This window comes from Enteroscipio rubneri, assembly GCF_002899715.1.
GTDB lineage: Bacteria > Actinomycetota > Coriobacteriia > Coriobacteriales > Eggerthellaceae > Enteroscipio > Enteroscipio rubneri.
In genome coordinates, this window is the sequence record NZ_PPEK01000010.1 from 68853 (window position 1) to 94488 (window position 25636).

Here is a 25636-nt window from a genome sequence, read left to right on the forward strand (position 1 = left end):
GTTCGCACCGTCTCATCGGCCGATCGCCTTCGGAGCACCGTCGCCCACCAGAAGCATGCTCGCATCGCCTACGGGACGCATGCCGCAGCTACGCAAGATCGTAGCTTTCATTTTCGATGTCGAGAACCGGCACCCTTGCCCGTTCGAACACCTGCATCCTTCTTCGGACGCACAAGACACTTCGGCCCGTATCCGATCAGGTCCATGCGGCCGGCCTTGCGCAGCGCCTCCCGCACCAGATCGCGGTTCCTCGGATCGCGGTACTGGATGAGCGCGCGCTGAAGCGCCTTTTCATGCGGGTTTTTCGGCACGTAGATCGGCTGCAAGGTGCGCGGATCGACGCCTGTCGCGTACATGACCGTGGACATGCTGCCCGGCGTAGGGTAGAAATCCTGCACCTGCTCGGGGTTGAAACCCAAATCGCGGCAATACTCGGCCAGCTCCACCGCCTCGTCCAACGTCGATCCGGGGTGTGATGACATAAGATAGGGTACCAGGTACTGCTTTTTGCCGAGTTCCTCGTTGGCCTGCTCGAAGGCGCGCGCAAAGCGCTGGTACACGCGGTTTTCAGGCTTGCCCATAACCGAGAGCACCGCGTCGGACACGTGCTCAGGAGCAACTCTCAGCTGCCCGCTCACATGGTGCTCGCACAGCTCGCGGATGAACGCGTCTCCGTACACCCGATCAGCCAGCACGAAGTCGAAACGGACGCCCGAGCGCACGAACACCTTCTTCACGCCGGGCAGGCCGCGCAGCGCGCGCAACAGCTCCAGATAGTCTCCGTGGTCGGCATCCAGCTGCCGACACGGCTCGGGAAAGAGGCAGCGCTTGTTCGGGCACGCGCCGCGCTTGAGCTGCTTTTCGCAGGCCGGAGCGCGGAAATTCGCCGTGGGGCCGCCCACGTCGTGCAGGTATCCCTTGAAACCCGGATCGTCGACGATGAGCCGAGCTTCGCGCAGAAGCGATTCGTGGCTGCGCGCCTGCACAATACGCCCCTGATGGAACGTGAGCGCGCAGAACGAGCATTCGCCGAAGCAGCCGCGGTTGCTGGTCAGGCTGAACTTCACCTCCGCAATAGCCGGCACGCCGCCTTCGCGCTCGTACATCGGGTGGCAAGCACGCATGTAGGGCAGCGCGTACACCGCATCCAACTCCTCTTGTGAAAGCGGAGCCGCAGGCGGGTTCTGCACAACGAACTCGCGATCGGAGTACGGCTCAACCAGGCGCTTGCCCGTGAGGGGATCGCTATTGGCATACTGTACGGCAAAGCTTTTCGCATAGTTTAGCCTATCGGCCTTGAGCTCGTCGAAAGAAGGCAGCACCTCGGCGTCGTAAACGTGCTCGAGCGAGGCTGCCTTGTACGCCGTCCCGTCGATGAACGTGAGATCTTGGATGGACAGGCCGCTGTCCAGCGCGTCGGCTATCTCTACGATGGAGTGCTCCCCCATGCCGTAGGAAACAAGGTCGGCACCTGAGTCGAGAAGGATCGAGCGCCTGATCTTGTCCGACCAGTAGTCATAGTGCGCAAGACGGCGCAGACTCGCCTCGATGCCCCCCAGAATGATAGGCGTCTTTTTGTACGTACGTCGGATCAGGTTGGCATAGACCGTCGCTGCGCGGTTCGGCCGCCGGCCCGCCGCGCTTCCTGGCGAATAAGCGTCGGATTTGCGACGTTTTTTGGCCACCGTGTAGTGGTTCACCATCGAGTCCATGTTCCCCGCAGACACGAGAAAGCCCAACCGCGGTTCGCCGAACACGGCGATGCTGCGCTCGTCGTTCCAATCGGGCTGTGCGATGACGCCCACCTTGTAGCCCTTCGCTTCCAGAAGCCGCGTGATGATGGCCATGCCGAACGAAGGATGGTCGACGTAAGCATCGCCTGACACGTACGCGAAATCGACCCGGTCCCATCCCCGATCGAGCATGTCCCGGCGATTGACCGGCAAAAACCCGTGTTCCATGCAGCTCCCTCAACGCGCGGTTTGATATGAGGCTCTCAGCGGCGGTTCGACGTGCGGCGCTCCCGGCGTCTTTTCAACGCCTCGAGACGACGCACCGAAGCCGAGTATAGCACGGACGCGCTGAAGCGCTGCCGCGCCGCTTCAGCGGCACGACGTGCTGCGCGAACGTGGATCGACGTCAAGGCAGATCGAGCGCAAGCGCCGCGCCCGGATCCTCGCACAGCTTCTCCATCTGCTCGAGAAAAACCTTGGCCGGAGCCGATAGCATGCGACTCTTCTTCCAGATCAGGCCGCATTCCGATTCGGTCGCCGGCTCTAGGCGGCGAAAGCACAGATCGCGCGAGCCGTTCACCTCGAACACGTTCTCGTAGGTGAACGCATAGGCCATGCCGTACAGGGGCATCATGCTGATCATGAACGATCCCGCGTTGAATGTCGCTGCCTGGCGCATCTTGTCGAACGAGTCGCCCGCCCAATCGCGCAGCACGCCCGCCTTCAGTACCTGCCGGGAGCAGAGGATGTCTTTGCACTCCAGATCCGCCGGGCGGATGGAGGCGCGCTCGGCAAGCGGGTCGTCCTTGCGCATGACCACGCCCCATCTGTCGGCCAAGGGTATCATGAGCTGGCGGTAGCCCGGGCGTCCCACCACCTCGCTTTCCACGATGAAATCGAGAAACCCCGTATCGAGCTTGTCAAACAAGTCGCCCGTCGATCCGGTGAACAGGTGGAATTGGATGAAGGGGAAGAGCTCTCGCGTGCGCTTCATCGCCATGGTCACCAGCCGCATGGCCAACGGCTCGCCATGGCCCAGAAACACATTGCCCGCCACCTGCCGGTCTTCCGACGCCAGCTCGCGCTCAGCCTTCTCGACGAGGTCAACCACCGATTCGGCGTACTGGTAGAGCACCCGCCCCTTCTCCGTCAGCTTCACGTGGCGGCCCTCCCGCACGTACAGGGGACAACCCATCTGCTTCTCCAGATTGATGAGCTGTCGCGAAAGCGTAGGCTGCGTGATGTGCAGCGCCTTGGCCGCGCCGAGCACGGTGCCCTCCTGCACGAACGCGCGGAAGTAGCGCAGGGCGTGTATCTCGAGATGCGGCCGCATGGCTTCGGGCGATTGCATGAGCCTTCCTCCTGTCGCAGGCCTTTCCTCGTCAAACCTATAGTATGCCTTTCCTCTATATAATACAAATCAATATAGGTATTTGCTTTCCTACCCCGTACGCGCGAATAATCGAATCGGAGCCGAAAGGCTTCATGAAGGGGCCGGTCTCCGCACGAAAGAAGAACCGGCCCGGCAAGGACGAGAAGGGCCGGCACCTGCTGCAAGGTGCCGGGCTCGACCGCACAGGGGCCGAACGCCCGGCCCGAAGACAAGGAGGGGACGCATGGACCGCATTCCTATCTCAAGGCGAAGCTTCATCGGAGCAGCGGCGGCGGCAACCGCCGCATTGGCCGCGACCGGGTGCAGCCCGGACAACACGCTGCGCGAGGCGGATGCCGCCGAAGCCACCCAAGCCACAACCCCGGACGGACACCGCCTAGACGCGGAGTTCGATCCGAACCTGCACGGCGAGTGGGTAACCGTGCCCTGCTGGCACAACTGCGGCGGCAGCCGCTGCATGTTGCGCGCCTACACGGTGGATGGCGTGGTGATGCGCGTGAAAACCGACGATACCCACGACGACACCTTCGAGCTGCCGCAGCAGCGCGCCTGTCCGCGCGGCCGCTCTCAGCGCCAGCACCTGTTCGGCGCCGACCGCATCAAGTACCCCCTGAAGCGCGTGCACTGGCAGCCCGGCGGCGGCGATAACATCCACGGCGAACTGCGCGGCAAGGACGAATGGGAGCGCATCACCTGGGACGAGGCCTGCGAGATGATCGCGCAGGAGATCGACCGCATCTACGCCGAGTACGGCAACCGCTCCATCATGATCGGCGGCTACGCCGGCGCGCAGCTGGAGAATGTGCTCGACCAGCTGGGCGGCCACATTCCGTTCCTCAACTCCAACTCCTACGGCTCCTACTTCGTAGGCACGCCGAACCTGGGGATCACCTACGCCATCAACCCCGACATCAACGGCTCGAACGACCGGCTGGACCTGCTGAACGCCGACACCATTGTGTTGTATTCGGCGAATCCCGCCTGGTGCTCGGCGGGCAACCCCATGTACCACTTCATGCGCGCGAAGGAGAACGGCACCGCGTTTGTCTACGTGGGACCCGACTATAACTTCTCCGCCTCCACACTCGATGCGCGCTGGATACGCGTGCTGCCCGGCAGCGACACGGCATTCTTGTTGGCCGTGGCCTACGTCATGATCATCGAGGACGAGAACGGATCCATCCTGGACTGGGACTTTTTGCATCGCTGCTGCGTGGGCTTCGACGCCGAGACCATGCCCGATGATGCCACAGTGGACGAGAACCTCCACGACTACGTGCTGGGCGCCTACGACGGCATCCCCAAGACCCCCGAGTGGGCGACCGAATACTGCGGCACGCCGGTGGAGGACATCCGCTGGTACGCACATCTGCAGGCGCGGGGCAACAACGTCATGAACCTGCACAGCTACGCGGCCGCCCGCTACAACGGCTCCGAGTACTTCCCGCAGCTGTTTTTGACCATCGGCTGCATGGGCGGGCACCTGGGCAGGCCGGGCAACGCCACCGGCGGCATCTTCAGCTTTTCGGCAGGCAATTCCGGCGAGCCCATCGTGCAGTGCGGCGCGCCCTTGCCCGACCTGGATGCCATGACCACCGGCAACAGCGCCATCGGCACGCTGACCATCGCCAACCCCAACGACGACGCCATCACCGGCCCCGAGATGTGGTCGGCCGTGCTCAAGGGCAGCTACCACTACATGGGCACCATCAGCTACGCCGACGGATCGTCGTCCATCGTGGAGCCCGAAGAGCGCGACATCAACATCCGCGCCTACTTCGCCCAGAACAACGAGGGCTTCTCCACCAACATGGACATCAACAAGGCCATCGAGGTGTTCCGCGGGCTCGACCTCGTGGTCTGCCACACCTGGCAGTTCCGCCCCACCGCCCAGTACTCCGATATCGTGCTGCCCTGCACGACGCGCTGGGAGAACGCCGAATACGAAACCGGCATGATCAACACGCAGATCAACCGCGACTTCATGCTCATCCCCGGAACTGTATGCGAGCCTCTGTACGAGGCGAAGAGCGACCGGCAGTTCGTGGAGCTTCTGGCCGAGAAGTGCGGCCTGGACCCGCGCGAGTTCTACACGCGCTCCGACACGCAGCGCCGCTTCGACGCCGTGCTCACCTCCACCATCCGCACCGAGGACGGCACCGGCGTGATGCCGCTCGTCACCGTGACGCAGGAGAAGATCGACGAGCTGGGCTTGGAAGGCAAGCCGCAGCAGGGCGTCATCGACTACGATGAGTTCGTGAAAACCGGCAGCTACCAGGCGCCGCGGCGCGAGAACGACAACTGGACGTGGATCGCCTACCAGGACTTCGTCGCCGACCCCGAGGCGCACCCTCTGCCTTCCAAGAGCGGTAAGTTCGAGATCTACTGCCAGTCGCGCGCCGACATCCTCAACCTCATGGGCGTGTCCGAGCACGAGTTCAAGCCCTATCCCGTGTTCTTCCAGTCCAAGGACAACTACGAGGCGACGTTCGCCGATTGGGAGAGCAAGACGAAGGGCGACTACCCGCTGCAGTGCTTCCAGCCGCACTACCTGCGCCGCGCGCACACCATCCTGGAGAACACGCCGTGGCTGCGCGAGGCGTACGTGAACCCGTTCTTCATGAACAGTAAGGACGCCGCCGAACGCGGGCTGACGGACGGCGATGCCGTACTGGTGTCGAGCCCCTACGGCAAGGTGGTGCGCCACCTGGCCATCGACGACTGCTTCATGGAGGGCGTGTGTGCCATCCCCCATGGCGGCTGGGTGGAGATGGACGAGGAAACCGGCATCGATTTCGGCTCGTCTGACAGCACGCTCAACGGCTCGTACTTCGCCGAGTCGCTGGTTATGGGATTTAACTCGGTGGTCGTGCAGGTGGAGAAGTTCGAGGGACGCGCCGTGCCGCTCGACTTGGACAAGCCGCTTCCGCAACCGATCGTCGTCAACGAATAGAAGGGGTACGTCATGTCTTTGGGATTCTACTTCGATCTGTCCCGCTGCACGGGATGTCGCGCGTGCCAGGTGGCCTGCAAGGACCGCAACGAGCTACCCGACCACGTGATCTTCCGGGAAGTCCAGACCTACCAGGTGGGCGTCTACCCAACCGCCAGCCGCTTCAACCTTGCAGCCACCTGCAACCACTGCGAGCGACCCGCCTGCGTGGAGAACTGCCCAACCGGCGCCTGCCAAAAAGCCGAGGACGGCACGGTGTTCATCGACCAAGACGTCTGCATCGGCTGCCGCACCTGCACAGCCGTGTGCCCTTACAGCCATCCTTCCTACGACGAGGATCGGCGTGTGTCGGGCAAATGCGACGGGTGCAAGACCTTCCGCGACAACGGGAAGAACCCTGTGTGCGTCGACGCCTGCCCGATGCGCGCCATCGAGTTCGGCGACGTGGACGAGCTGCGCGCGGCCCATGGAGAGGGCCTGGTGAGCGAGCTGCCCGTGCTGCCCTCGGCCGACGAGACGTCTCCCAACCTGCTCATCCGCGCGAAGGAGCAAGCCTACGTGCAACCTTGTCGCCGCGCGATCGTGTAGGGAGGGGGCGAGTCATGGAAGAGAGGACTTTGGAGCGGACGCCGGCCGCCGGCCGGCGCGGGTTGGCGGAGTGGCCGGCGGCGGGTGTGGGCGTGGTGGAGCGGTTGGCAACCGGCAAGGGCGTGCGGGAGCAGGCGGCAGACGACGCGGGCGTGCCGGAGCGACTAGCGGCGCGAGCGTATCTGTACGCCCTGTTCCAGCATCTGTTCGCCGAAGAGCCCAATGAAAGCTTTGTGCAGGCCGTGGATGCCGAACTCGCCCGGGAGGCGTTCGTGCTCATGGGCGGCACGGCCTGCGATGCCGAGGCGTTCGGCAAAGCGCTCGCCGGCCTTGAGGACGTGCCAGCCCGCCGCATCGACTACGCCCGCCTGTTCGTAGGACCGGGCGCGCTTCCCGCGCCACCCTGGGAGTCGGTCTGGAAGTTCAAGGACGGCTCGCTGTTCACCCGCATCACGCTGGAGGTGCGCGCCGCCTATCGCGCGCAGGGCTTCATACCCGAGCGCTACCCCCAGGTATCCGACGACCACCTGGCGCTTGAGCTGGACTTTCTCGCCCGGCTGGCCCAGGGCATGCAGAAGGCATGGGAAGAAGGTGACAGTGATGCGCTCGAACGGGCGCGGCAGACCAGCGCTTCGTTTCTCGAAGAGCACCTGGGAGCATGGATCGGGCCTTTTTCTGCGGATCTCGCCAACGCGAGCTCGGATTCGCATGCCGCGGATCTCGCGAACGCCTGCCAAGGCCCGTACGCCACAGCCGCACGGTTGCTGGAAAGGCTCGTGCGGCTGGACGCGGCCTTCTTGGACGCGCTGCCGTCCACATTGAAAGGGGAACGAGCATGAACGAATGGGATAACGGCCTCACCTCGGCCGAAACCCGAAACAGAGGTCGGCGGCGAGCAAAGCGCAGCACGCCCGCCGAATCTCCGAAGCGACCGCGGCGGCTTTCCCACAAAGCGGGTGTCGCCATCGGTGTCGTCGCCGTCGTGGTCGTGGCGGCGGGCGCCGGTCTGTGGGTATGGCACGAACAGCCGAGCTTCTGCAGCGCCGTCTGCCACAGCCCTATGGACTCCTATGTGGAGGGCTATTACGAGGCGGACACACTCATGTCAGACAGGCACCTCGAAGCCGGCGTTGGATGCCTGTCGTGCCACGAACCGCGCATCGACCAGCAAATCAGCGAAGGGCTGAAGTGGGTCGCAGGTGATTTCGAAGATCCTCTGGGCCCGAGCAACTTAGCCAATACCGAGGGCTTCTGCTTACGCAGCGGCTGCCACACGCAAGGCGCATGGCACGATCGTCATGATTCGATGCCTTTGGAAAACGTCGAAGGATGCGCCAGTTGCCACGTGATGCACCTGAACCACGCCGCCTGGCCCGAGGCCTAGCGCGGCAGCAGTTGCGACCTCTTCGATGGAGGCGGCGACACCATACGCGCCGTCGCCTCCGCCCTTGCTTTCACGCCTTCGCACAGCATCGCGCCCAGAACGAGGACGTGCAATACCGGCGCTTGAGTACTTCCGGGCACTTCGGCGCTTGAGCGATTCCAACACTTCGATATTCGAGCGATTGTCGGACACTTCGGCGCAACCATTGTCCGAGATCGTATCTGGACGCTATCGCACGGATACCACCCACCACACCATCGCCCTTCGCCTTCAGCTTTGCACGGCGATTCCGCATTTCTGGACAAAAATTTCGATAGTTTTACTGATCAGTGCCAAGGTAAGCGAAGATTGCCTGCATAGCCCCAGGTCGACTTTTCTTGTGAAGCGGACATTCCTTCGCGCGCGGCACCTATGTCCCACTTAGGCTGCGAAAACCGAAAATTTTGTCCAAAAATGCGGAATCGCCGTGCAAGAAGCCGCATTGCATCGCCAGTCGCCGTGGCGGCCGAAGTAGCGCCGAAGAAGGAGTCTGCGGCGCCCCGTTCACGGGTCGGAACCTGCTAGAACGCACCCACGCGGAGGTCGCAGAGTCCTTCTGCCCGCGGATCATCCAGGACGACCTCGGCCGACGGCGCTTCAATGAAGCCCCGATACGGGTTCTTCACGCTGTCGATGGGCGTCAGGATGCGCGCTTCGACGTCCGATTTCTCGAACGCCAAGTCGCAATCGATCATTTCGCAGTCCACGAGCTTCAAATTGGTGCAGTAGCACAGCGGCTGCGTGCCGACGATGCGACAGTTCTCGAACGTCAGATGATCGGAATACCATCCCAGGTACTCGCCGCGCACCACGCTGTTGCGCACGGTCACGTTGCGGGCGTGCCAGAACGCGTCCTTCGTGTCGAACGAGCAGTCGTCGAATTCCGCGTTGCGGATGTACTGAAACGAGTACTTCCCCTTCAGCGAGACATCGCGAAACCGCAGATTCTCGGCGCGCATGAAAGGGTACTCTCCCTCGACCGAACAGTCCGCCACCTCAAGCTGATCGACCGACCACCCGAATTCCGCCGAACGCACGTTGCAGCCGGACAGGCGCACGTCGCGGCATTCGCGCAGCGCCTTGATGCCGTGCAGGCTGCAATCCTCGATGACCGCATGGTCGCAGTACCACAGCGCCGCGCGCGCCAGATCGGTCATCCGGCAGCGCCTCAAACGCACGCGGCTCGCGTGCCAAAGCGGATAGCGCAGGTTGAAGAACGTGTCTTCAACCTCCACGTCGGACACCTCCTTGAGCGCGCTCTCGCCGTCGGCTGGGCCGTCGAAACGGCAGTTCTCGACGCGCAGGCGGCGCGCGCCGTACAGGGCCCGTTCGCCGTCAAAGGCCTGGTTCTCCACGACCGCCGGGCCACCTGAGGCCACGAAAGGCCGCGCCGTCGGATCCGTGATCTCACATGCCGCAGCGGCGTTGCCGCTTTTCGATATCGTCAATGCTTCCACTTCCCTCTTCTGGGCGATCGCAGCGTTTTCCCGCATGCGCGCCCCTCGGCTCCATCTCGAATCGATACGATCATAGAACCTGGAGCCCGCTCCAAGTCAAATGGAGCTTGCGTGGAGAGTGGTCGAGCGTTGTTCAATCCTTGACGATCACGCCCAACCTGCGCGCGATGCCGGCGGCCTGGAACAGGTCCATCGAGCATCCGCGCAGTTCACTCATGGTGTCGGAGAGCACGATGTCGGACATCTGGCAGGTGGAAAGGTCGACGCCGGCCAGGCTTGTGCGGAAGAAGCTCGTACCGGCGAAGCGCACATCGTCGAACGCGGCGCGGCGCAGGCGCGCCTCCGAGATGTCGGCATGGACGAAATCGGTCGCGCGGAAGGCGGCATCTTCCAGCTTCGCCTTCGTGAAGAACGCGTACGCGCACGTCGAATCACACATCTCGACAAGCCGCAGCATAGATTCGGTGAGGTTCGCACCGGTGAACTTACACGACGAGAACGTGCAGCGCGTGAAACCGGCTTCGGAGAAGTCACAGTTGGAGAAGTCGCAGCCGGAGAACGCCACGTCGGCGAACGTCGCCCGCGAGAAATCGCACGCGGAGAACGCGCAACCCTCGACACACGATTCGGCCAGCTCAAGCAGCGCAAAGTCGGCATCGGCTTCCACGCAGCCCGTTAGGCGCAGATGGGCGGCCACCAGATCGCCGTCGTTCTCGTCGACGATCCACCGCGAGAGTGACGAGACGTCCACGAGTAAGCCGGGAATGTTCGGTCGCGCGGGCGCAGGTGCAGATGCCGATACGGATGCCGATGCCGCAGATGCAGGGCCGTCGTTTGCGCCGCGCATTGCCGCCGTCATAGAGCCGCACCCGCTTCGGCCTCCGCGTGGGCAGCATCGGCCGCAGCCTCGACGACACCAGCATTCCCGATAGCATCCTCGGCCGTTATCTCGCGCACCGGACGGCAGGGGTTGCCGAAGGCGAGCGTGCGCGGCGGCACATCCTTCGTCACCACGCTGCCCGACCCAATGACCGCCCCGTCACCGATGGTCACGCCCGGGTTCACCGTCACGCCCGCGGCTATCCACACGTCGTTTCCCACGACGATGGGCAGGTTGCGCTCCCGCAGATGGGGCGCGTCCTGGGCATCGAACCAAACGGCGCGCTCGCGCCCGACCATCGGATGCAGCGCCGTAGCGAACGTGCAGTTCGGCCCCACCCACACGTCGTCGCCGAACACGATGGGCGCACCGTCGAGAAACGTGCAATTGAAGTTGAAGAAGCAGTTGCAGCCGACGTACACGTGGTATCCGTAGTCCACCTGCGCGCCCGCCGACATTGACGAGCCCGCTCCCAAGGCGCCGAGCAGCCCGCCCAGCAGCGCGGCGCGCCCCTCGTCGTCAAGCGTCGCATCCGCGTTGAAACGCTGCATGATGCGCCGCGCGCGAATACGATCCTGTTCAAGCAGCAGGTCGGCCGCCTCGAACCACTCTCCGGACGCCATTTGCGCGCGGATGCCCGTTGCGAGCGCAAGGTGCAGCGTCGGGAAGGGCCTGCCCGCCCCGTCGGCCGACGATCGCGCCGCCACGAAGAATCCCTCGTGCTCGTAGAATCCGAGCGCGGCCGGGTTCTGCTCGTTCACATCGAGCCGGTGCACACCCCAATCTTCGACAGCATGCGCGAGCAGCGCCTTCCCCACGCCGCATCCGCGCGCGGCCGGCGCTGCGAACAGCATCTCCAGCACGCCACCCTCCGCACCGGCAAACGCGACGGGTGCGCCGCCTTCGCGCACCACGGCCAGTTGCGCGACGCTCTCGAGCACCTCGTAGACCTCGGGCCGTAACGCAACGACGTCCGCCTCGGTCAAAAAGTGATGCGTCGCCCGCACCGACGCCTCCCAGACGCCCGCGAGCTTCTCCACCAATTCCGCTGAACGCTCGCGCACGTCCTCGACAACGATCCGGTCCATTCGTTCCTCCTCGCCAGGCCGCCGTGCGGCCCTTCGTCTCGTTCCGACCATTCTAGCCGATGGGCGCGTCCGAAGGCGCTTCGGGCACGATCTCCTCCACGAACCAACGCGGGTCCTCGTGGAAGAGGAACGTATGTGCATGTCCGACCACCACGTCGTAGCGCACACCCTCGCCGCCCACCTTGAGGGAGGCGCAACGCCTCGTGCCCAGCACGGCACGCACGGGAAACCGACGCCCGTCGTCCCACACCACGGCGCGCGGTACGATGCAGCCGTCAGCCAGAAACATCGCCTCCACCTCCACGTATCGCTTGCGCCTGCTGGCGATGCCCTGCACCATCGTTCGACCCTCCCTTCTTCGCTTCCTGCACGCACCGCGAGCACCGCACACAACGCGAGCCTGGACCACTCCTCCGCGTCCCGCGCGCAAAATGAGCCGGACCTTTTTTCGCTTCCCGCGTACAACGCGAGCACGGACTCCCCCTTCCGCTCCGTGCGCAAGGCGAGCGAGCCTGCGACCCGCTAATCTTGGTTCGGCAGCAAAATTCGCGAATTCTGCGAGAAAAATGAGGTAGGGGAAGGCTGGCGAGCCATCGGATCTTAGCCGCCGTCGCGCAACCTGGGCGAACACAGCCGAGGCCTCCCGCACGTCCCTCGCACGAAGCCCGAAAACCGGCTTCGGGCTTCCCATACCTCGTTTTTTTGACAGAATTCGGCTTTTTAGCTGCATGTCAGGATGAACGGGTCGCGGCCGAACGCTTCACCATCCCGACGCTGCGGAGAACCCTTCGCTCTGATGGCGCCAAAACCGCACAACTCCGACAGCACCAGTGCCGTGTGGCGTCCTTCGGCTTCGGCGGCCTGCGTCGCCTCCGTCCAACCCGCCTCGCGCTAGAAGTATCCGACCGGATGGATCACGTTATCGCGCTTGATGTCGAGGTCGAGCAAGCTCTCGTCGAGCAGCTCGGCTCCGCGCTGGACGCACGTGTTCCCGAACCGGCGGCGCAGATCGTCGATCGTCTCGTCGAGGTCCTCCAGCATGTGAAGACGCGGATCGAGAGCAAGTTCTAGCTGCTGGGGCGCGTCCATGGGCTCCAGGCCCGAGGCGCGCACGTGCAGACCGCGCAGCGGACGCGTCTCGTCGAGCGGCTCGTTCGCCTCGAGCAGCTCCCAGGCCGTGCGCGCGATGCGGCCCGTCACGTTCGTCGCGCGGGCGAGCGTCGTCTGCCGCGAGTAGCTGACCAGGTCGTCCGCGCTGCGCACGCCGATAGCGATGGTAGAGGCACGGACGCGCCCCTCGCGCAGGCGCTGCGCCACCGATTCCGACAGAAGGTAGATGAGCGCCTTCGCATCCTCGGGAGTCGCGATGTCGTGAGGCGCTGTCAAACCATTGCCGTAGCTCTTGATCGTGTGGTCCACCTCGTTGCGAGCCGCGTCGTAGGGCTTCACCGGCGTCTCGTCCTCGCCGCGGGCGAACGCGCGCAGCACGCCACCCATCTTTCCCAGCCTGCGCTGCAGCAGCTCCGGGGACGCACGGGCTATGTCGCCGATCGTGTCGATGCCCGACGAATGCAGCTTCTTCCGAGTGGCGCGCCCCACATACAATAGCTCGCCGGCCGGAGCGCTCCACACGAGATCGCGATAGTTCTCTGGCGTGATGGCCGTGATGGCGTCGGGCTTGCGGTAGTCGCTGCCGAACTTCGCGAAAATCTTGTTCCATGAGATGCCGATGGACACTGTACAGCCCAGTTCGGCCTTCATGCGCTCGCTGATCTCGGCGGCTGTCTCGAGTGCGCCGGCGCCGACCAGGCGCAGCGAGCCGGTGAGATCGAGCCAGGCTTCGTCGAGCCCGAACGGCTCCACGAGGTCGGTATACTGGTAGTAGATGCGCCGTGCGAGCAGCGAATACTTCTGGTACAGCCCGTAGCGCGGCGTTACCACCACGAGCCCGGGGCACTTCGCGCGCGCCTCCCACAGCGCCTCGCCGGTCTTCACGCCAGCCGCCTTCGCCTCGGCGCTCTTCGCCAGCACGATGCCGTGCCGAAGCTCCTCGTGCCCGCCGACGACCAGGGGGCGTCCGCGCAGCTCCGGCCGATCGGCCTGCTCGACGCTCGCGTAGAACGCGTTCATGTCCGAATGGAAGACCACGCGATGCGCGCCTGCTGGCCGCCGCCTCTCCGTCATAGGTTTTCGCCCCTCCGCTCATCCGCGCAAGCACCGCCGGCTCACGCTTCACATCACTGCAAGAACGTATGTTCGCACAATGCCATCGCATGCGCAAGCGAACAGACCATGGAGTTTCGGCAACGAGAAAAGGGTGTTGGCCAGGTTATATATGATTGCAGAACCCGGCGGTTCAGCCAGGAAATGGGCGATGGCGACCTTGCGGTCGCCATCAAGTGCCCCTCCCCCAGTTGCAAGGCCCGGCCCGCGCCGCGACTCCCTTCGCGCCGATCGGACCGAACGCCTTACGGCATGTTTTAGCGAGGCGCGATGGGTGCGCGATCCTCTTCGGGTTCGATGTCGTCGCCCAGACGGATGGAACCGCTCTCCTTCAGGCGCGCGATCGTGGCATCGTCGGCTCCAACCTTCTTGAGATACTCGGCCGTGTCAGCGCCGAGCGGCGACACTTCCTCGAACTCGGAAATCTCAACCGGAATGGTGGAGATGTGATGCGGCAGACCCGTCTGAAGCACGCGGCCCACACGCGGGAACTCAACCCAGGCCAACGCCTCGGGGTTCTCGCGCGTAATCTGCTCGACAGCCTCGGTCTTGGAATTCACCTTGGCGATGCAGAAGTCCTTGTCCTCGAGCCATTCCATCCACTCGGCGGTCGTCTTGGACTTGATGGCCTCGCGCACGACCTCGAACGCCTCGGGCGCCTCCCACTCGCGCATGAGACCCGTCGGCTTGATCTCGGGATGCCCGATGGCGTCGCAGAACGGCTCCCAGAACTTGGCCTCGACCATGCCGAGGGCCAGCTTGCCGCCGTCGGCGGTCTCGTAGACGTTGTAGGCCGTCGAGGGGTACTCCAGGTCCTCGCGCTTGCACTCGCCGCCGTTGAAGCACCAGCGGGAATCGAGCAGCGAGTTCCACCACACGAAGCAGTCGAACATCGACGTGTCGATGTAGGAGCCCTCGCCCGTCACCTCGCGGGCGTACAGCGCCGCGAGCATCGCCTGGCCGGCCACCATGCCCGACGACAGGTCGCACAGGTGCAGCGGTGACATGGAGCCGTGGTTGACCGACAGGTAGCCGCTCGTCGCCTGCATGTTCAAGTCGTGCTGCGCCTTCTTCGAGCGCGGGTCCTCGGCGCCGTAGCCCGAGATGGAGCAGTAGATGATGCCCGGGTTGATGGCCTTGACCGACTCGTAGTCGATGCCCAGCTTCTTCGTGACGCCGGGGCGGAAGCTCTCGACGATCACGTCGGCTTCAGCGGCCATCTTCAGGAACCAGTCGACGACCTCGGAGTCTTTCAGGTTCAGCGACACGGACTTCTTGTTGCGGCCGAGCGCGGTCACGTAGTAGGAAATGCCGCCGCCCATCGTGGGATAGTCGTGGCGCATGAAGTCGCCCAGACCGGTGTCCTCGACCTTGATCACCGTCGCGCCGAGATCCGCCAGCACCTGCGTCGCGTAGCCGCCGGGCAGGTAGCGGGAGAAATCGAGGACGGTCAGCTTGGAAAACGGGGTGTTCTTCGCCATCGTGCACCTCACCTAGTTCTTCTTGGAGTTCGGGCCGTAGCTCGGCTCGAGGACGGACTCGGGCAGCGGATCGCCCGTGTACTCGAGCACGGCGCCGTCGGCTGCCAGCTTGTCGACGTCGGCGTCGCTGTAGCCGCCGATCTCCTTCAGGATCTTACGGGTGTCGTAGCCCACCGGGCGGGAGCGATGCAGCACCGGGTCGCCGATGGAGGCCAGGCGGAACGGCGGCGTGGTGACGATGTACTCGTCGTTCTCGGTGAACTCGCTCGTGGGGCCCTGCTTCTCGTACTTCACGCGGCGCAGCTGGTCGTTCGCGAACGCCTCTTCGTCGGCCAGCACGTCGGCGACGGTCTGGATCTTCTCGAAGGGGATATCGTTGGCGCGGAAGCGCTTCTCGAGCTCCTCGAACGGGAACTGCTTGCACGCCTGATGGATGGCGGCGTCGACCTCGGTGTACTTGCCGTTCTCGGCCAGCGCCTCGAGCGTGTTGTACTCGGGATCGGTGTAGTACTTCGGGTCCATCTCGATGGTGTCGAACACGAGCTGGCAGTACTTGTTGTAGTTGCCGAAGCACATGAGGAACCACACGCCGTCGGCGGACACGTAGGAGTTGTTCGTGGGGCACTTGGCCTCCATGCGGTCCTTGGGGTGCTTGCAGCCCTGCTGCTCGGCGATGAGCGCGCAGGTCATGCCCCAGGTGCCCACATGGTAGAGGCTCGTGGTCACCTTGTCGCCCACGCCGGTGCGCAGAGCGCCCGCATACGCGCCAAGGATGCCGGCGGTCAGCGCGCAGCCAGTGTTCCAGTCGCCGAAGGCGATGGGCGAGTTGCCCGGCTCGTAGTGCTCGTTGGCCTGCGGGATGGCGCTCACGAAGCCGGAACGCGCGGCGAACGACGTGGCGTCGAAGCCCTTCGCGTCCTTCATCGGGCCGTGCTCGCCGTAGCCGCGGTTCTGGGCCCATACGAGCTTCGGAAACTTCTCATGCAGCGTCTCGTAGTCCAGGCCCAGGCGCTTCAGCGCGCCGTCGCGCAGAGACGTGACGAAGATATCAGCCTTGGACAGGAGGTTCATCATAACCTCGTTGCCCTCGGGGTTCTTGCAGTCAATAGCGGTCCATTCCTTGTTGAACGAGCCGCAGTCGTAGGCCACGTCGTCGAACTCGCTCTTATAGTTCATGCCCCAGGCCATGCCCTGGGTGCGCTGCTCGTCGCCTGAGAACGGCTCGACTTTGATAACGGTCGCACCCAGCTCACCCAGAAGGCGGCTCGCGGCGGGGCCTGCAGCGTACTGCGTGAGGTCGACTACGATAGTCCCTTCCAAACCACTCATGTAGCAAATCCTTTCCCGATTGCCCTCCGGGGCTTCCCCGGAGGCGCGGCTTTAGAAAGAAGGCCCCGGTTTTCACGAACCGGGGCCTTGCTTATCCCCAATGGGACTCCTCTGAGAAACGTCGCCTTACGGCTCGAGGATGACGCGCAGGCCTTCGCCGGCGTCGATGAGCTCCATACCCTTCTTCCAGTCGCTCAGCGGAAGGACGAAGTTGGAGACCAGGCTGATGTCCAGGCCGTTGGCCATGAGGTTGAGCGCCTGGCGCCAGTGCTTGCGCTCGTAGGCGCGCGAGCCGATAATGCTGATCTGACGCATCGCGATGGGGGTCATCGGGATGGTCGAGGGCTTCGCCGGCAGACCGGTGATGCCGATGCGGCCGCCCTTGGCAACCATCTCGACGGCCTGCTGCACCACGGTGAAGTGGCCGGCCGCGTCGAGGATCATCTCGGGGCCCTTGCCGCCCGTGAGCTCCTTGACCTTCTCGACGACGTCGCACTCAGAGCCGTTGATGGTGATGGCGCCCAGCTTCTCGGCAACCTCAAGACGCTTGACGTCGTTGGCCAGACCGGAGCAGAGGACCTTCTTGATGCCGTAGGCCTGACGCAGCACGGCCACCATAAGCAGGCCGATGGGGCCAGGGCCCATGACCAGCGCGGTCTCGCCGGCCTCGGGATGGATGCGCTCGACGGCGTTGAGGGCCACGCACAGCGGCTCGAGCAGAGCGCCCTGCACGAAGGACACCTCGTCCGGCATCGGGATGACGTTGCTGCCACGGATGGCCATGTACTTGGCGAACGCGCCGGGCAGGTCGGTGCCGTAGAAGGGACGGTTGTCGCAGATGTTGACCTGGCCCTTATCGCAGTAGGCGCAGGTGTTGTCGAACAGCACGGGGTTGGCCGTCACGCGCATGCCCACCTTGAGGTCGGCGGGGGCATTGGGGCCCACCTCGGCGATGACGCCGGAGAACTCATGGCCGAAGATGGCCGGGAACTGGATGTTGTACGAGTTGGCGATAGCCTCGTTCCAGCCGTGCAGGGAGTGGTCGGTGCCGCAGATGCCGCACGCCTTGATCTCCATCAGGACTTCGTCGTCCTTGATCTGGGGGATCGGCGCATCTTCGACGTACTCCCACGCGCCGGCCTCGGGCTTGGTCATGTAAACCGCGTTCATCTTGCCTTCCATTGGTGCCCCTTTCGAAAAGAGTCTGCTGAAATGAAAGCCGGAGCGCGTCCCGCGGCCGTCGGACCCGGGACGCGCCGTTGGATCGCTACTGGATGGACCAGCCGCCGTCGAGGATGAGGGTCTGGCCGGTGGTGTAGTTGGTCACAGGCGAGCAGAGGAAGTAGATGGCCTCGGCCATTTCCTGCAGCGAGCCCATCTTCACCTTGGAGGGCGTACGGCTGTACACGTACTCCTGCTGCGCCGGATTGTCGGCGAAGACCTTCTCGACCATCGGGGTCATGACGTAGCCGGGAGCGATGCCGTTGACCTGGATGCCGAACTTCGCGAAGTCGACAGCCAGCGAGCGAACCATGCCCATGACCGCAGCCTTCGTGATGCTGTACGGAGCGATGTTCTCCATGGCGGAGATGCCGCGCTGCGAGGAGATGATGACCATCTTGCCGCCGTCGGGGTTGTCCTTCATAACGCGAGCAACAGCCGTAGCCAGGAAGAAGTTGGCCTTCAGGTTGACAGCGAAGATCTTGTCCCAATCAGCCTCGGTGACGTCGATGGAGTTCATGCGCGGCAGAGAAATACCGGCAGTGGAAACGAGAATGTCGATGCTGCCGAACTCCTCGAGGGTCTTGTCGATCATGGCCTGAACCATGTCGGCCTTGGTGCCGTCGCACAGCATGCCGATGGCGTTCGCACCCTCGGCGCGCAGCTCTTCGGCGGTGTCAAGGCAGATCTGCTCAGGCACGCCACAGATCATGAGGTTCGCGCCTGCAGCTGCGAACTGCTCGGCCGTGGCCTTGCCGATGCCGGAGCCGCCGCCCATGATGATTGCGGTCTTGCCGGCGAGCTGTTCCTTGGGGTCCTTAGAAAACCAATTCTTTCCCATAATGCGACCTTCCTTCGACTACTCCCGTTGATTGCATCCAACCCGTAGACCCCCGAAGGAATCCGCAGGTCAAATCTCAAAACTCTCACAAGTTTCTGGCCTTTATTATGGAACGCCGGAGTCGCTCCGTCTAATTGACGTTCGATAAACGAATCATAGACATAAGAAATAATGCACGTTTACCAGCATGAATAATTGATGGAGACATTCGTTTTGCAAATAAATTTCCGCATTCGGTCGATTCGGGAAATAGATGACGTTGACTCGGCCGATTACGATGGAGCTGCGAGGCGGTGGAGGGTCTTCGCCGTCGTTCTCGGAAGTTCCGCACCGCACCTGCCCCGTTCGATCTCGGAGGGTTTCGACGCGGTTTTCAACCGGCCCGACCGTCCGCTCGGCCGCTCTGTCGGACGGAGTGCCGATGCAACGGTCGAACCGTCAGTGCTCGGAGTCCTCCATGGTGTCTTCAAGCCCGACGATGCCGTCAGGATACTCGGTGAACCGCGCCGCAAAATCGATGAGCTGGTCGGCTGCGGAGCTACTGGATACGCTGTCCTTGTGCGCCAGATAGATGATGTGGAAAGGCTCGAGCACCTCTTCGATGGGAATGCTCACGAAACCCTCGCTGAAGCCGTCGTCCAGCGTATTGAGCATGATGGCCACAACCGATTTCTCTGCAACAACCAGCGATGCAGCGCTGATTTCATCATTGAAGCCCTGCTTTACCGTCAGCCCAACGCGGTGGAACAAGCCGTCAAGTATGGCCCGCACGTAGGACTCGTTGCGATACGAGACGAGCGAGTAGCCGCGCAGATCTTCCAAAGACACCACATCGCGCTTGGCGAGTTCGTGGGAGGCGTCGACTCCGATTACCAGGTTCTGAGAGACCATCGGCGTATAGGTTATGCCCTGCTCGTCGCGCAGTTTGCCGCAAAACGCGACATCGAACTTGCCATCGCGCAGGCCCTTGATACACCCGTAGGTAGTATCCTGATGGATATCGAACACTATGCCGTCGCCGAACTCTTCGCGAAACGCATTCAAAAGACGCGGCAGAAAATTGCGCTGGATGGAAATGACGGTCCCGATGCGAATCTGGCCGCTCAATCCGCTGCTATAGAGTTTCATGAGGTTGACCGCCTTGTCGACCTCATTCAAAGCGAGGCAGATGTGCTCGTTAAACTCGGCACCGTAGGACGTGATCCGCACGTTGCGACCGACGCGTTCGAACAGGCGCACGCCCAGTTCCTTTTCCAGGTTGCCGATCGAGTTAGACAGCGACGGCTGCGTGATGAACAGTTCTTCTGACGCCTTACCGTAGTGCTCCACCTCTGCAAGCTTGCGGAAATAATACAGTTGAGAAAGATTCATGCACCCGACCCCCAACTATTCCAGAAGACACTTCGACCCTCGCAACTCAATCTTATCACACGGCCCCGACGATACGCATGAAAACCGCAACGAGAAGCGTCCGGATCGATGCATGCCAGTGATCGCGACGTCCATGTTCGACAGGGCGGCTTTCGAAACGCGTGCGACCGGGTTGTCGTCCCGGACCTCGAGCACGGCGTCGGCCGGAGCGAAGCTACCGCGATCGGCAAGCCCAAGGCCGGCGGCGGCATGCGGGACTCGGGACCCGAACCACACCCGATCTCCCGCCCGAGGGCAACCTTTACGCGCTACGGAAAAGGCCGGGCGCTCACTCGCGTCCGGCCTCGTCTTTCGTGGAGCCAGCGACAGGATTCGAACCTGCAACCCGCAGTTTACAAAACTGCTGCGCTACCGTTGCGCCACGCTGGCAAACGCGCCATGCGCCTCTCGACCATCTACCCGACGTCCGAGGCGAAGTCGAATCGTTATCGAAAGCGAGAAGCGCGCTAGCGTATTGTACGACATCCCCGGCGATTCGTGAAGCGAGGGACGCGCTATGCGGATGGAATTCGAGACCGGCGCCCGCTCTGGCCGCAGACAGCGGTCCAGACCGTGGCGCGCGCATTTGGCGGTCCGGCATCCGCGCACCTACCGCTTGGTACAGAGCTTGAACGATCCACCAGCCCCGTGGTTTTCTGCTCAGTATGGCATACCGGAAGACATATGTAGACGTAACCGCACGCATCGACGCCGATGGAAGCATCACCCCGCTCGAAGTTTTCTGGCGCGACGGCCGTCGGTTCGAGATCGACCGCGTCCATGAGGCTATCCGGAGAACGTCCACGCGCGTTGGCGGAACGGGCATTCGCTACCTTGTCTCAATGAACGGTCGCGAGAAGTACTTGTTCTTCGAAAACCCCCGTTGGTTCGTCGAGGAGATCGTGTCTGACAATCGGAATCGATAGCGGCCTGTTCGAACCTTGAAGAGCCGCCCCGCTGCCACATTCGCTCAGTGGTGCGAAGACTTCGCACCACTTCCCTTCCCCCCCTCTGGCAGAGCCCGAGTCGCGCGGCACCGACTTGAGCCGTATGCGAGCATCGGGGGGCAGAGGGCTTGGGCGGATGTTTCTGGCTTTTGGCGGAGCTTTCGAACCGGCACGCGGCCGAGTCCCATGGCAAGCGCTATACTGGATGGCGTTTTGCCAGCGAAGCCGTAAAGCCGAAAAAGGTGCGCGCGATAGCCAGCCGCTAAGCCGCAAGGCAATGTGATCGGTGCGCATACGTGGGGAAAGGCGCTTACGAGCGAAGGCGATCAGGAGAATTCCAGCATGTCCATGCACAACAGCACCGCGCACGATGAAGATGCCGTTGAGGAAGTCGTCCCTGGCTCCATCGAAACGGATCCCATCAAGAAAAAGCTGCCACTTCCGTTGAAACTGTTCGGCGTGATCTGCATCGTCAGCAGCGCCGCCTTCGTGCCGCTTCTGCTCCTCGTGCTCGTGGGGACCGCGCTCCTCGTCCAGCAGGGCCAGCTGACGGAGGGGCTTTCAACGACCGCTCTCGTGTTCTTCGTCATAGAAGCAACGCTCACGGCAGTACTGGCAGGCATGTTCGCAGTGCTTGGCGTGCGTCTTTTGCGCGACAAGCGTCGCCACGCGGCCCATCTAGCCGAGGTCATGATCGTCCTGGTCATCCTCATTGCACTCTGCGACATGATGCTGAACGGCCTGTCGCCTGATCTCGTCCAGCTGGGCATCACGCTCGTATTGCTCATCGCCCTGGCCTCCTACGTGGATCCGACCCTCGCCGAAGAGCGCGAGCTGCAGCGCAAGCTGCGCGACATGGAGCTGCGCGAAGACGCCGAGGACGGCACGCTCGGTCGCGACGAGACGGGCAAGGGTTTCATCGCGCTCAACTTCTTCAACCTCTTTTGGATCTTCGTCGTCTGTTGCGTGCTGGGCCTCGTCATCGAGACCGTCTACCACTTCGCTGTCGTGGTCCCGGGCCACTACGAGAATCGAGCCGGGCTCCTCTTCGGGCCATTCTCGCCAATTTACGGATTCGGCGCGGTGCTCATGACCGTGGCGCTCAACCGCTTCCACGATAAGAACGTCGTCCTCATTTTCCTGGTCAGCGCCGTCATCGGAGGCGCGTTCGAGTACCTTACAAGCTGGTTCATGCAGTTCGCCTTTGGCATTGTCGCCTGGGATTACACGGGCACATTCCTGTCCATCGACGGGCGCACGAACGGCATGTTCATGGCTATGTGGGGCGTACTCGGCGTGGTATGGATCAAGCTTCTCCTACCTTGGATGCTCAAGCTGGTAAACATCATCCCTTGGAACTGGCGCTACACGGTCACGTCGGTATGCGCAGCGCTCATGATCGCCGATGGCGGCCTGACGCTCGTCTCGCTCGACTGCTGGTACCAGCGCATGGCAGGCAACGCGCCCGAATCGGCCATCGAGGAGTTCTGCGCAGACCACTTCGACAACCAGTTCATGGAGGACCGCTTCCAGAGCATGTCTATCGACCCCTCGAACGCGACTCGCACGCGTTAGGAGCGATCGCAGCCTTGGGCCGCCTATCGGCCCGCCCAAGGCATGGCATCTACCTGCGGCGATCAGGCTTCAACGCCCCGCACCGCTGACAGCGCCGCACGCATGAGCATCTGGCCCAACACGACGCCGATCAAGCACGCGATCACGCTGCCGCCCGCATAAGCGCCCGCCATGGCGTAGCGTCCGCGGTCGATCAGATTCACCGTCTCGAGAGAGAACGACGAGAACGTGGTGAAGCCGCCGCACACGCCTGTTTTCAGGAACAGCACTGCATTGGCCGGGAATCCCGGCCATGCGGCAACGGCTTCCATGACCGCGCCGATGGCGACGGCCCCGAGGAAGTTCACGAGCAGCGTCATGAGCGGGAAATCCCCTCCATAGGGGATGAACTCGACCATCAGATAGCGCGCAACGGCCCCGACGAACCCACCTGCGCCCACGCACAGCAACGAAAACACAACGTCCTCCCTCGCATCAGAATCAGGAAGACATCAGTATACCCCTGCCGAAGCCGCACGCCTCTCGACACGCAGCGCCGCACAACGAGACCCAATCAGCTTGGGGGGAGCTGCGCAACGAGGCCTGGCGTTGGGAAGCAAGGTGCGTTTGCCCCCCTTGATCACGCGATCCGGATGCCGCGCTGCGCTGAACAGAACAAGTGCGGGAAAAATCCCGTTTTCCGTAAGAAAAACGAGGTATGGGAGGGATCGGCAAACCACGAGCCCGCGCTGCCTTTTCGCGGCCTGCGCAAACGCGATCGCGAAAACGCGCTTCCCCTCCGAAAGGCCCCGAGACCGGCATCGAGGCCTCCCATACCTCGTTTTTCAAGCAGAATTCGAACTTGGAGCCGCTGGGCTGACGTCGGATTCAGAGACGCCCTGCTGCGCATGGAGGGCGTCCTCGCGCAGAGGGTGCGCGCGCCGCTTCCCTCGGGACACCTCGCAGCTACGCCTGCTTCTTGATGCTGCTGGCCAGCACCGTGCACACGATGACGAGCGCAAGGCTCACAATCGAAGACCACTGGAACGAGCCCTGCGCAATGCTCATGCCCAGGCTGATCAGCCCCAACACAACGCCGATGATGCATAGCACGAAGAACGCGCCGATTTTGCGCGGGTTCTTCGCACCGCGCAGGCCGAGCAGCGCGATGATGAGGTTTACAACCCCGCCCACGACGGTCCCTATGCCCAGCGCGATGCTCATGGCGGCAGCATCCACCGTCGCGCCCTGGGAATCTACAATATTACCCGTGGCGAATCCCGAACCGAACGTGAGGAACGCGCCGAAGGCGATCAGGATGACCGCCCATGCGATCAGCAGGATACAGATAATCTTCAACGCTCTTTGGGAACCGGACATCGGCCTTCCCCTTCCGTTGTAGACGGCGCGAAGCCCGACGCGTCCCCGCAGCAGTGACGATGCGGCGACGCGACGCGATTCCGCCTCCCCAGGCACACGCTTATCGCGCGCCACGCGAACCCTCGTCGCGCGTGAGAGAGTATAGCCTGCACCTGCGGTCAATGACCCGACCCATCGTCGATTCAACCATGCGTTTAATCAAAGATTTTCAGATGTTTCCGGTTTTCAGCGAGTCTCGATGGCTCCAATGAGCTCAGGCGATTCCGGCGGTTCCCAATGGTTTCGGCGGTTTCGAATGATTCCCGGCTGCGTTCCGCGAGTACTTCGGTGCGACTCGAAAAAGTGCGTTGAACGTTGCCGCATCCTCGCTTCAGCCGCCGAACGAGGCCCACGGTGCGCCGATGCGACCCCCCCCCGAGCAACATACTCTATACGCGTCTTGAACGTATTATTAATAGATGAGGAATATATTCAGCTCGTCTCGAAACGACTCCCATATGATGCTCCCATGGATACGACAACGAAAAGGAAGCGTCTAGGAAGCCGCGTGAGGCGGCTTCGCTACGAGCATCAGATCAACCGCAAGCAGTTCGCACTCATGATCGGCATGGATCGCGGCTATCTTGCGGGAATCGAATCGGGCAAGTACAACGCGACCTTCGACAAGCTCTGCGCCATAGCCGACGGATTCGACATAACTTTAGCCGAACTGCTGGCCGAAGTCGACGACGAGCAGGTCGACGAAGACGTCATCGAGCCTCGCTAGACCGCTCCGGCTGTCTGAACAGACGCCCTCTCGCCCTCTCGGATCAGCTTCGTCCCTTTTCGGGTGACCATGTACACGTTCGCCCGCTGGCCGCCGTCCTCGTCGAAGCACGGGACGCGCTGCACGCATCCCTCCTGCTCCAGCACGCGGCATGCCCTGCGCACGCGCGAAGGCGAGTACCCCAGCGCCCGCTCCATCTCGCGGTATGACACCCGAGCGCCATGAGGCTTACCTTTCACGCGCTGCACAATGTACCCGAGCACGTTGCATCGGACGTTCATGGCGACTTCTCTGCTCGTTCTCGGCATTTCGCCCATCCCCCAAAATCTCGTTCAACGTGATTATTCTCTCCTTTTTGACACGTATACTAGCAGATTACTTGCGATATGTGGAATATATTCATCATTTCTTGAGACCCCCGTGCCCTTACCGGTCGGTCGCATATAATCCCAACAATGTTACCGATTCTGCACGAGAGAAGGAGCTTTTATGGCAACCGACAACCTGCCAAGCCTAGACAACCTTACTAACCTGCTGATCACCTCCGCCGACCTGGGAAGCGTGAAGGAGGCGGAATTCGTCCGCAGCATCAGGAGCGACAAGGTGAAAATGCTCGTATCCGACAACCAGATCTCCTGCGTGATGCTCGCGCCAGAAGTGTACAACGCACTGCGCGAAGCCGCCGAACGCGTGGTGAAGGCGAGCGCCGCCGCGCAGTAGGTAGCACCTCCCGGAGTCTGCGCAACGTTGCGCACAACCCATGCGAAGCCTGCGCGCGACCTTTCGCGCGGCACGGGCGAAACCCGCTGCAACCATCTGAAACGGAAACGACCGTCACGGCTGAAGCGCCAGGGCGGTCGTTTGTTCTGCAAGCGGAAGGCAAGAGGGATGCTGTGAGCTGAGAAAACAAGCGAGCCTCGCGGACAGACGGCTGCGAACACAAGGCGACAGACAACAGGCGCACGGAAG

22 protein-coding genes, 1 tRNA gene and 2 pseudogenes are annotated in these 25636 nt (G+C 62.8%); 8 read left to right on the top strand and 17 right to left on the bottom strand.

Going from position 1 to position 25636, the window contains the following annotated elements; translation table 11 throughout:
• Nucleotides 1-107: 107 nt before the first annotated feature.
• Together C2L71_RS08715 and C2L71_RS08720 are read right to left on the bottom strand one after the other, a co-directional pair.
• Entirely contained in the window at nt 108-1961 is a 1854-nt protein-coding gene (locus tag C2L71_RS08715) for a YgiQ family radical SAM protein (RefSeq protein WP_103265386.1), read from the bottom strand.
• Between the two features lie 178 nt (nt 1962-2139).
• Entirely contained in the window at nt 2140-3084 is a 945-nt protein-coding gene (locus tag C2L71_RS08720) for a LysR family transcriptional regulator (protein ID WP_103265387.1), read from the bottom strand.
• A 265-nt stretch (nt 3085-3349) separates the two neighbouring features.
• On the opposite strand from C2L71_RS08720, the gene C2L71_RS08725 reads away from it, so the two are divergent.
• From C2L71_RS08725 to C2L71_RS08740, 4 genes are read left to right on the top strand one after another with little or no spacing between them, the layout of a single operon-like run.
• Nucleotides 3350-6079, top strand: a complete 2730-nt coding sequence (locus C2L71_RS08725) for a molybdopterin-dependent oxidoreductase (RefSeq protein ID WP_103265388.1) — start codon at nt 3350-3352, stop codon at nt 6077-6079.
• A gap of 12 nt (nt 6080-6091) precedes the next feature.
• A complete protein-coding gene (locus C2L71_RS08730; protein WP_103265389.1) occupies nt 6092-6667 on the top strand; it encodes a 4Fe-4S dicluster domain-containing protein in 576 nt (191 codons plus the stop codon).
• A gap of 14 nt (nt 6668-6681) precedes the next feature.
• Nucleotides 6682-7506 carry a TorD/DmsD family molecular chaperone gene (locus tag C2L71_RS08735; RefSeq protein ID WP_103265390.1) on the top strand — a complete coding sequence of 275 codons (825 nt, stop codon included), beginning with the start codon at nt 6682-6684 and terminating at the stop codon, nt 7504-7506.
• The gene (locus C2L71_RS08740; RefSeq protein WP_103265391.1) at nt 7503-8051 is read left to right on the top strand and encodes a hypothetical protein; all 549 of its coding nucleotides are present in this window, start codon (nt 7503-7505) and stop codon (nt 8049-8051) included. Before C2L71_RS08735 ends, C2L71_RS08740 begins: the two co-directional genes overlap by 4 nt.
• 560 nt (nt 8052-8611) lie before the next feature.
• On the opposite strand, the gene C2L71_RS08745 is transcribed toward C2L71_RS08740, so the two are convergent.
• The 12 genes and pseudogenes from C2L71_RS08745 to C2L71_RS08795 form a co-directional block, all read right to left on the bottom strand.
• The gene (locus C2L71_RS08745; RefSeq protein WP_103265392.1) at nt 8612-9583 is read right to left on the bottom strand and encodes a DUF3737 family protein; all 972 of its coding nucleotides are present in this window, start codon (nt 9581-9583) and stop codon (nt 8612-8614) included.
• Between the two features lie 97 nt (nt 9584-9680).
• On the bottom strand, nt 9681-10406 hold the full coding sequence (locus C2L71_RS08750) for a pentapeptide repeat-containing protein (RefSeq protein WP_239926548.1): 726 nt from the start codon (nt 10404-10406) through the stop codon (nt 9681-9683).
• A gap of 107 nt (nt 10407-10513) precedes the next feature.
• Nucleotides 10514-10651 (bottom strand): annotated as a pseudogene (locus C2L71_RS12495) (sugar O-acetyltransferase); the annotation flags it as partial.
• Nucleotides 10652-10909: 258 nt separating this feature from the next.
• A pseudogene (locus C2L71_RS12500) lies at nt 10910-11656 on the bottom strand (GNAT family N-acetyltransferase); the annotation flags it as partial.
• Nucleotides 11568-11855, bottom strand: a complete 288-nt coding sequence (locus tag C2L71_RS08760; protein ID WP_103265394.1) for an outer dense fiber protein 1 — start codon at nt 11853-11855, stop codon at nt 11568-11570. The pseudogene C2L71_RS12500 and the gene C2L71_RS08760, both read right to left, overlap by 89 nt.
• 551 nt (nt 11856-12406) lie before the next feature.
• On the bottom strand, nt 12407-13699 hold the full coding sequence (locus tag C2L71_RS08765) for a DNA polymerase Y family protein (RefSeq protein ID WP_103265395.1): 1293 nt from the start codon (nt 13697-13699) through the stop codon (nt 12407-12409).
• Between the two features lie 296 nt (nt 13700-13995).
• A complete protein-coding gene (locus tag C2L71_RS08770; protein WP_103265415.1) occupies nt 13996-15219 on the bottom strand; it encodes a CaiB/BaiF CoA transferase family protein in 1224 nt (407 codons plus the stop codon).
• 12 nt (nt 15220-15231) lie between these two features.
• Complete coding sequence (locus tag C2L71_RS08775) at nt 15232-16548, bottom strand: CaiB/BaiF CoA transferase family protein (protein ID WP_103265396.1); 1317 nt, start codon at nt 16546-16548, stop codon at nt 15232-15234.
• Nucleotides 16549-16674: 126 nt separating this feature from the next.
• Nucleotides 16675-17730, bottom strand: coding sequence for a zinc-dependent alcohol dehydrogenase (locus tag C2L71_RS08780; RefSeq protein WP_103265397.1), 1056 nt, complete (start codon nt 17728-17730; stop codon nt 16675-16677).
• Between the two features lie 85 nt (nt 17731-17815).
• Nucleotides 17816-18610, bottom strand: a complete 795-nt coding sequence (locus tag C2L71_RS08785; protein WP_103265398.1) for an SDR family NAD(P)-dependent oxidoreductase — start codon at nt 18608-18610, stop codon at nt 17816-17818.
• A 438-nt stretch (nt 18611-19048) separates the two neighbouring features.
• The gene (locus C2L71_RS08790) at nt 19049-19981 is read right to left on the bottom strand and encodes a LysR family transcriptional regulator (protein WP_103265399.1); all 933 of its coding nucleotides are present in this window, start codon (nt 19979-19981) and stop codon (nt 19049-19051) included.
• Between the two features lie 354 nt (nt 19982-20335).
• Nucleotides 20336-20410 (bottom strand) — tRNA-Thr (locus tag C2L71_RS08795).
• A gap of 275 nt (nt 20411-20685) precedes the next feature.
• On the opposite strand from C2L71_RS08795, the gene C2L71_RS08800 reads away from it, so the two are divergent.
• The gene (locus C2L71_RS08800; RefSeq protein ID WP_103265400.1) at nt 20686-20946 is read left to right on the top strand and encodes a hypothetical protein; all 261 of its coding nucleotides are present in this window, start codon (nt 20686-20688) and stop codon (nt 20944-20946) included.
• A 363-nt stretch (nt 20947-21309) separates the two neighbouring features.
• Nucleotides 21310-22542 carry a putative ABC transporter permease gene (locus C2L71_RS08805; protein ID WP_239926550.1) on the top strand — a complete coding sequence of 411 codons (1233 nt, stop codon included), beginning with the start codon at nt 21310-21312 and terminating at the stop codon, nt 22540-22542.
• Nucleotides 22543-22604: 62 nt separating this feature from the next.
• Here C2L71_RS08805 and crcB read toward each other — a convergent pair whose 3' ends face one another.
• Nucleotides 22605-23000, bottom strand: coding sequence for a fluoride efflux transporter CrcB (crcB, locus tag C2L71_RS08810; protein WP_103265401.1), 396 nt, complete (start codon nt 22998-23000; stop codon nt 22605-22607).
• 487 nt (nt 23001-23487) lie between these two features.
• Nucleotides 23488-23901 (bottom strand): hypothetical protein, encoded by a 414-nt coding sequence (locus tag C2L71_RS08815; RefSeq protein WP_103265402.1) that lies wholly within the window; start codon nt 23899-23901, stop codon nt 23488-23490.
• 547 nt (nt 23902-24448) lie between these two features.
• On the opposite strand from C2L71_RS08815, the gene C2L71_RS12035 reads away from it, so the two are divergent.
• Nucleotides 24449-24667: a helix-turn-helix domain-containing protein gene (locus tag C2L71_RS12035; RefSeq protein WP_157938957.1), complete on the top strand. Its 219-nt coding sequence runs from the start codon at nt 24449-24451 to the stop codon at nt 24665-24667.
• On the opposite strand, the gene C2L71_RS08825 is transcribed toward C2L71_RS12035, so the two are convergent.
• Nucleotides 24664-24948, bottom strand: a complete 285-nt coding sequence (locus tag C2L71_RS08825; RefSeq protein ID WP_103265404.1) for a MarR family winged helix-turn-helix transcriptional regulator — start codon at nt 24946-24948, stop codon at nt 24664-24666. The genes C2L71_RS12035 and C2L71_RS08825 overlap by 4 nt on opposite strands.
• 208 nt (nt 24949-25156) lie before the next feature.
• Here C2L71_RS08825 and C2L71_RS08830 point away from each other — a divergent pair, with 208 nt between their 5' ends.
• On the top strand, nt 25157-25387 hold the full coding sequence (locus tag C2L71_RS08830; RefSeq protein WP_103265405.1) for a hypothetical protein: 231 nt from the start codon (nt 25157-25159) through the stop codon (nt 25385-25387).
• Nucleotides 25388-25636: the final 249 nt, after the last annotated feature.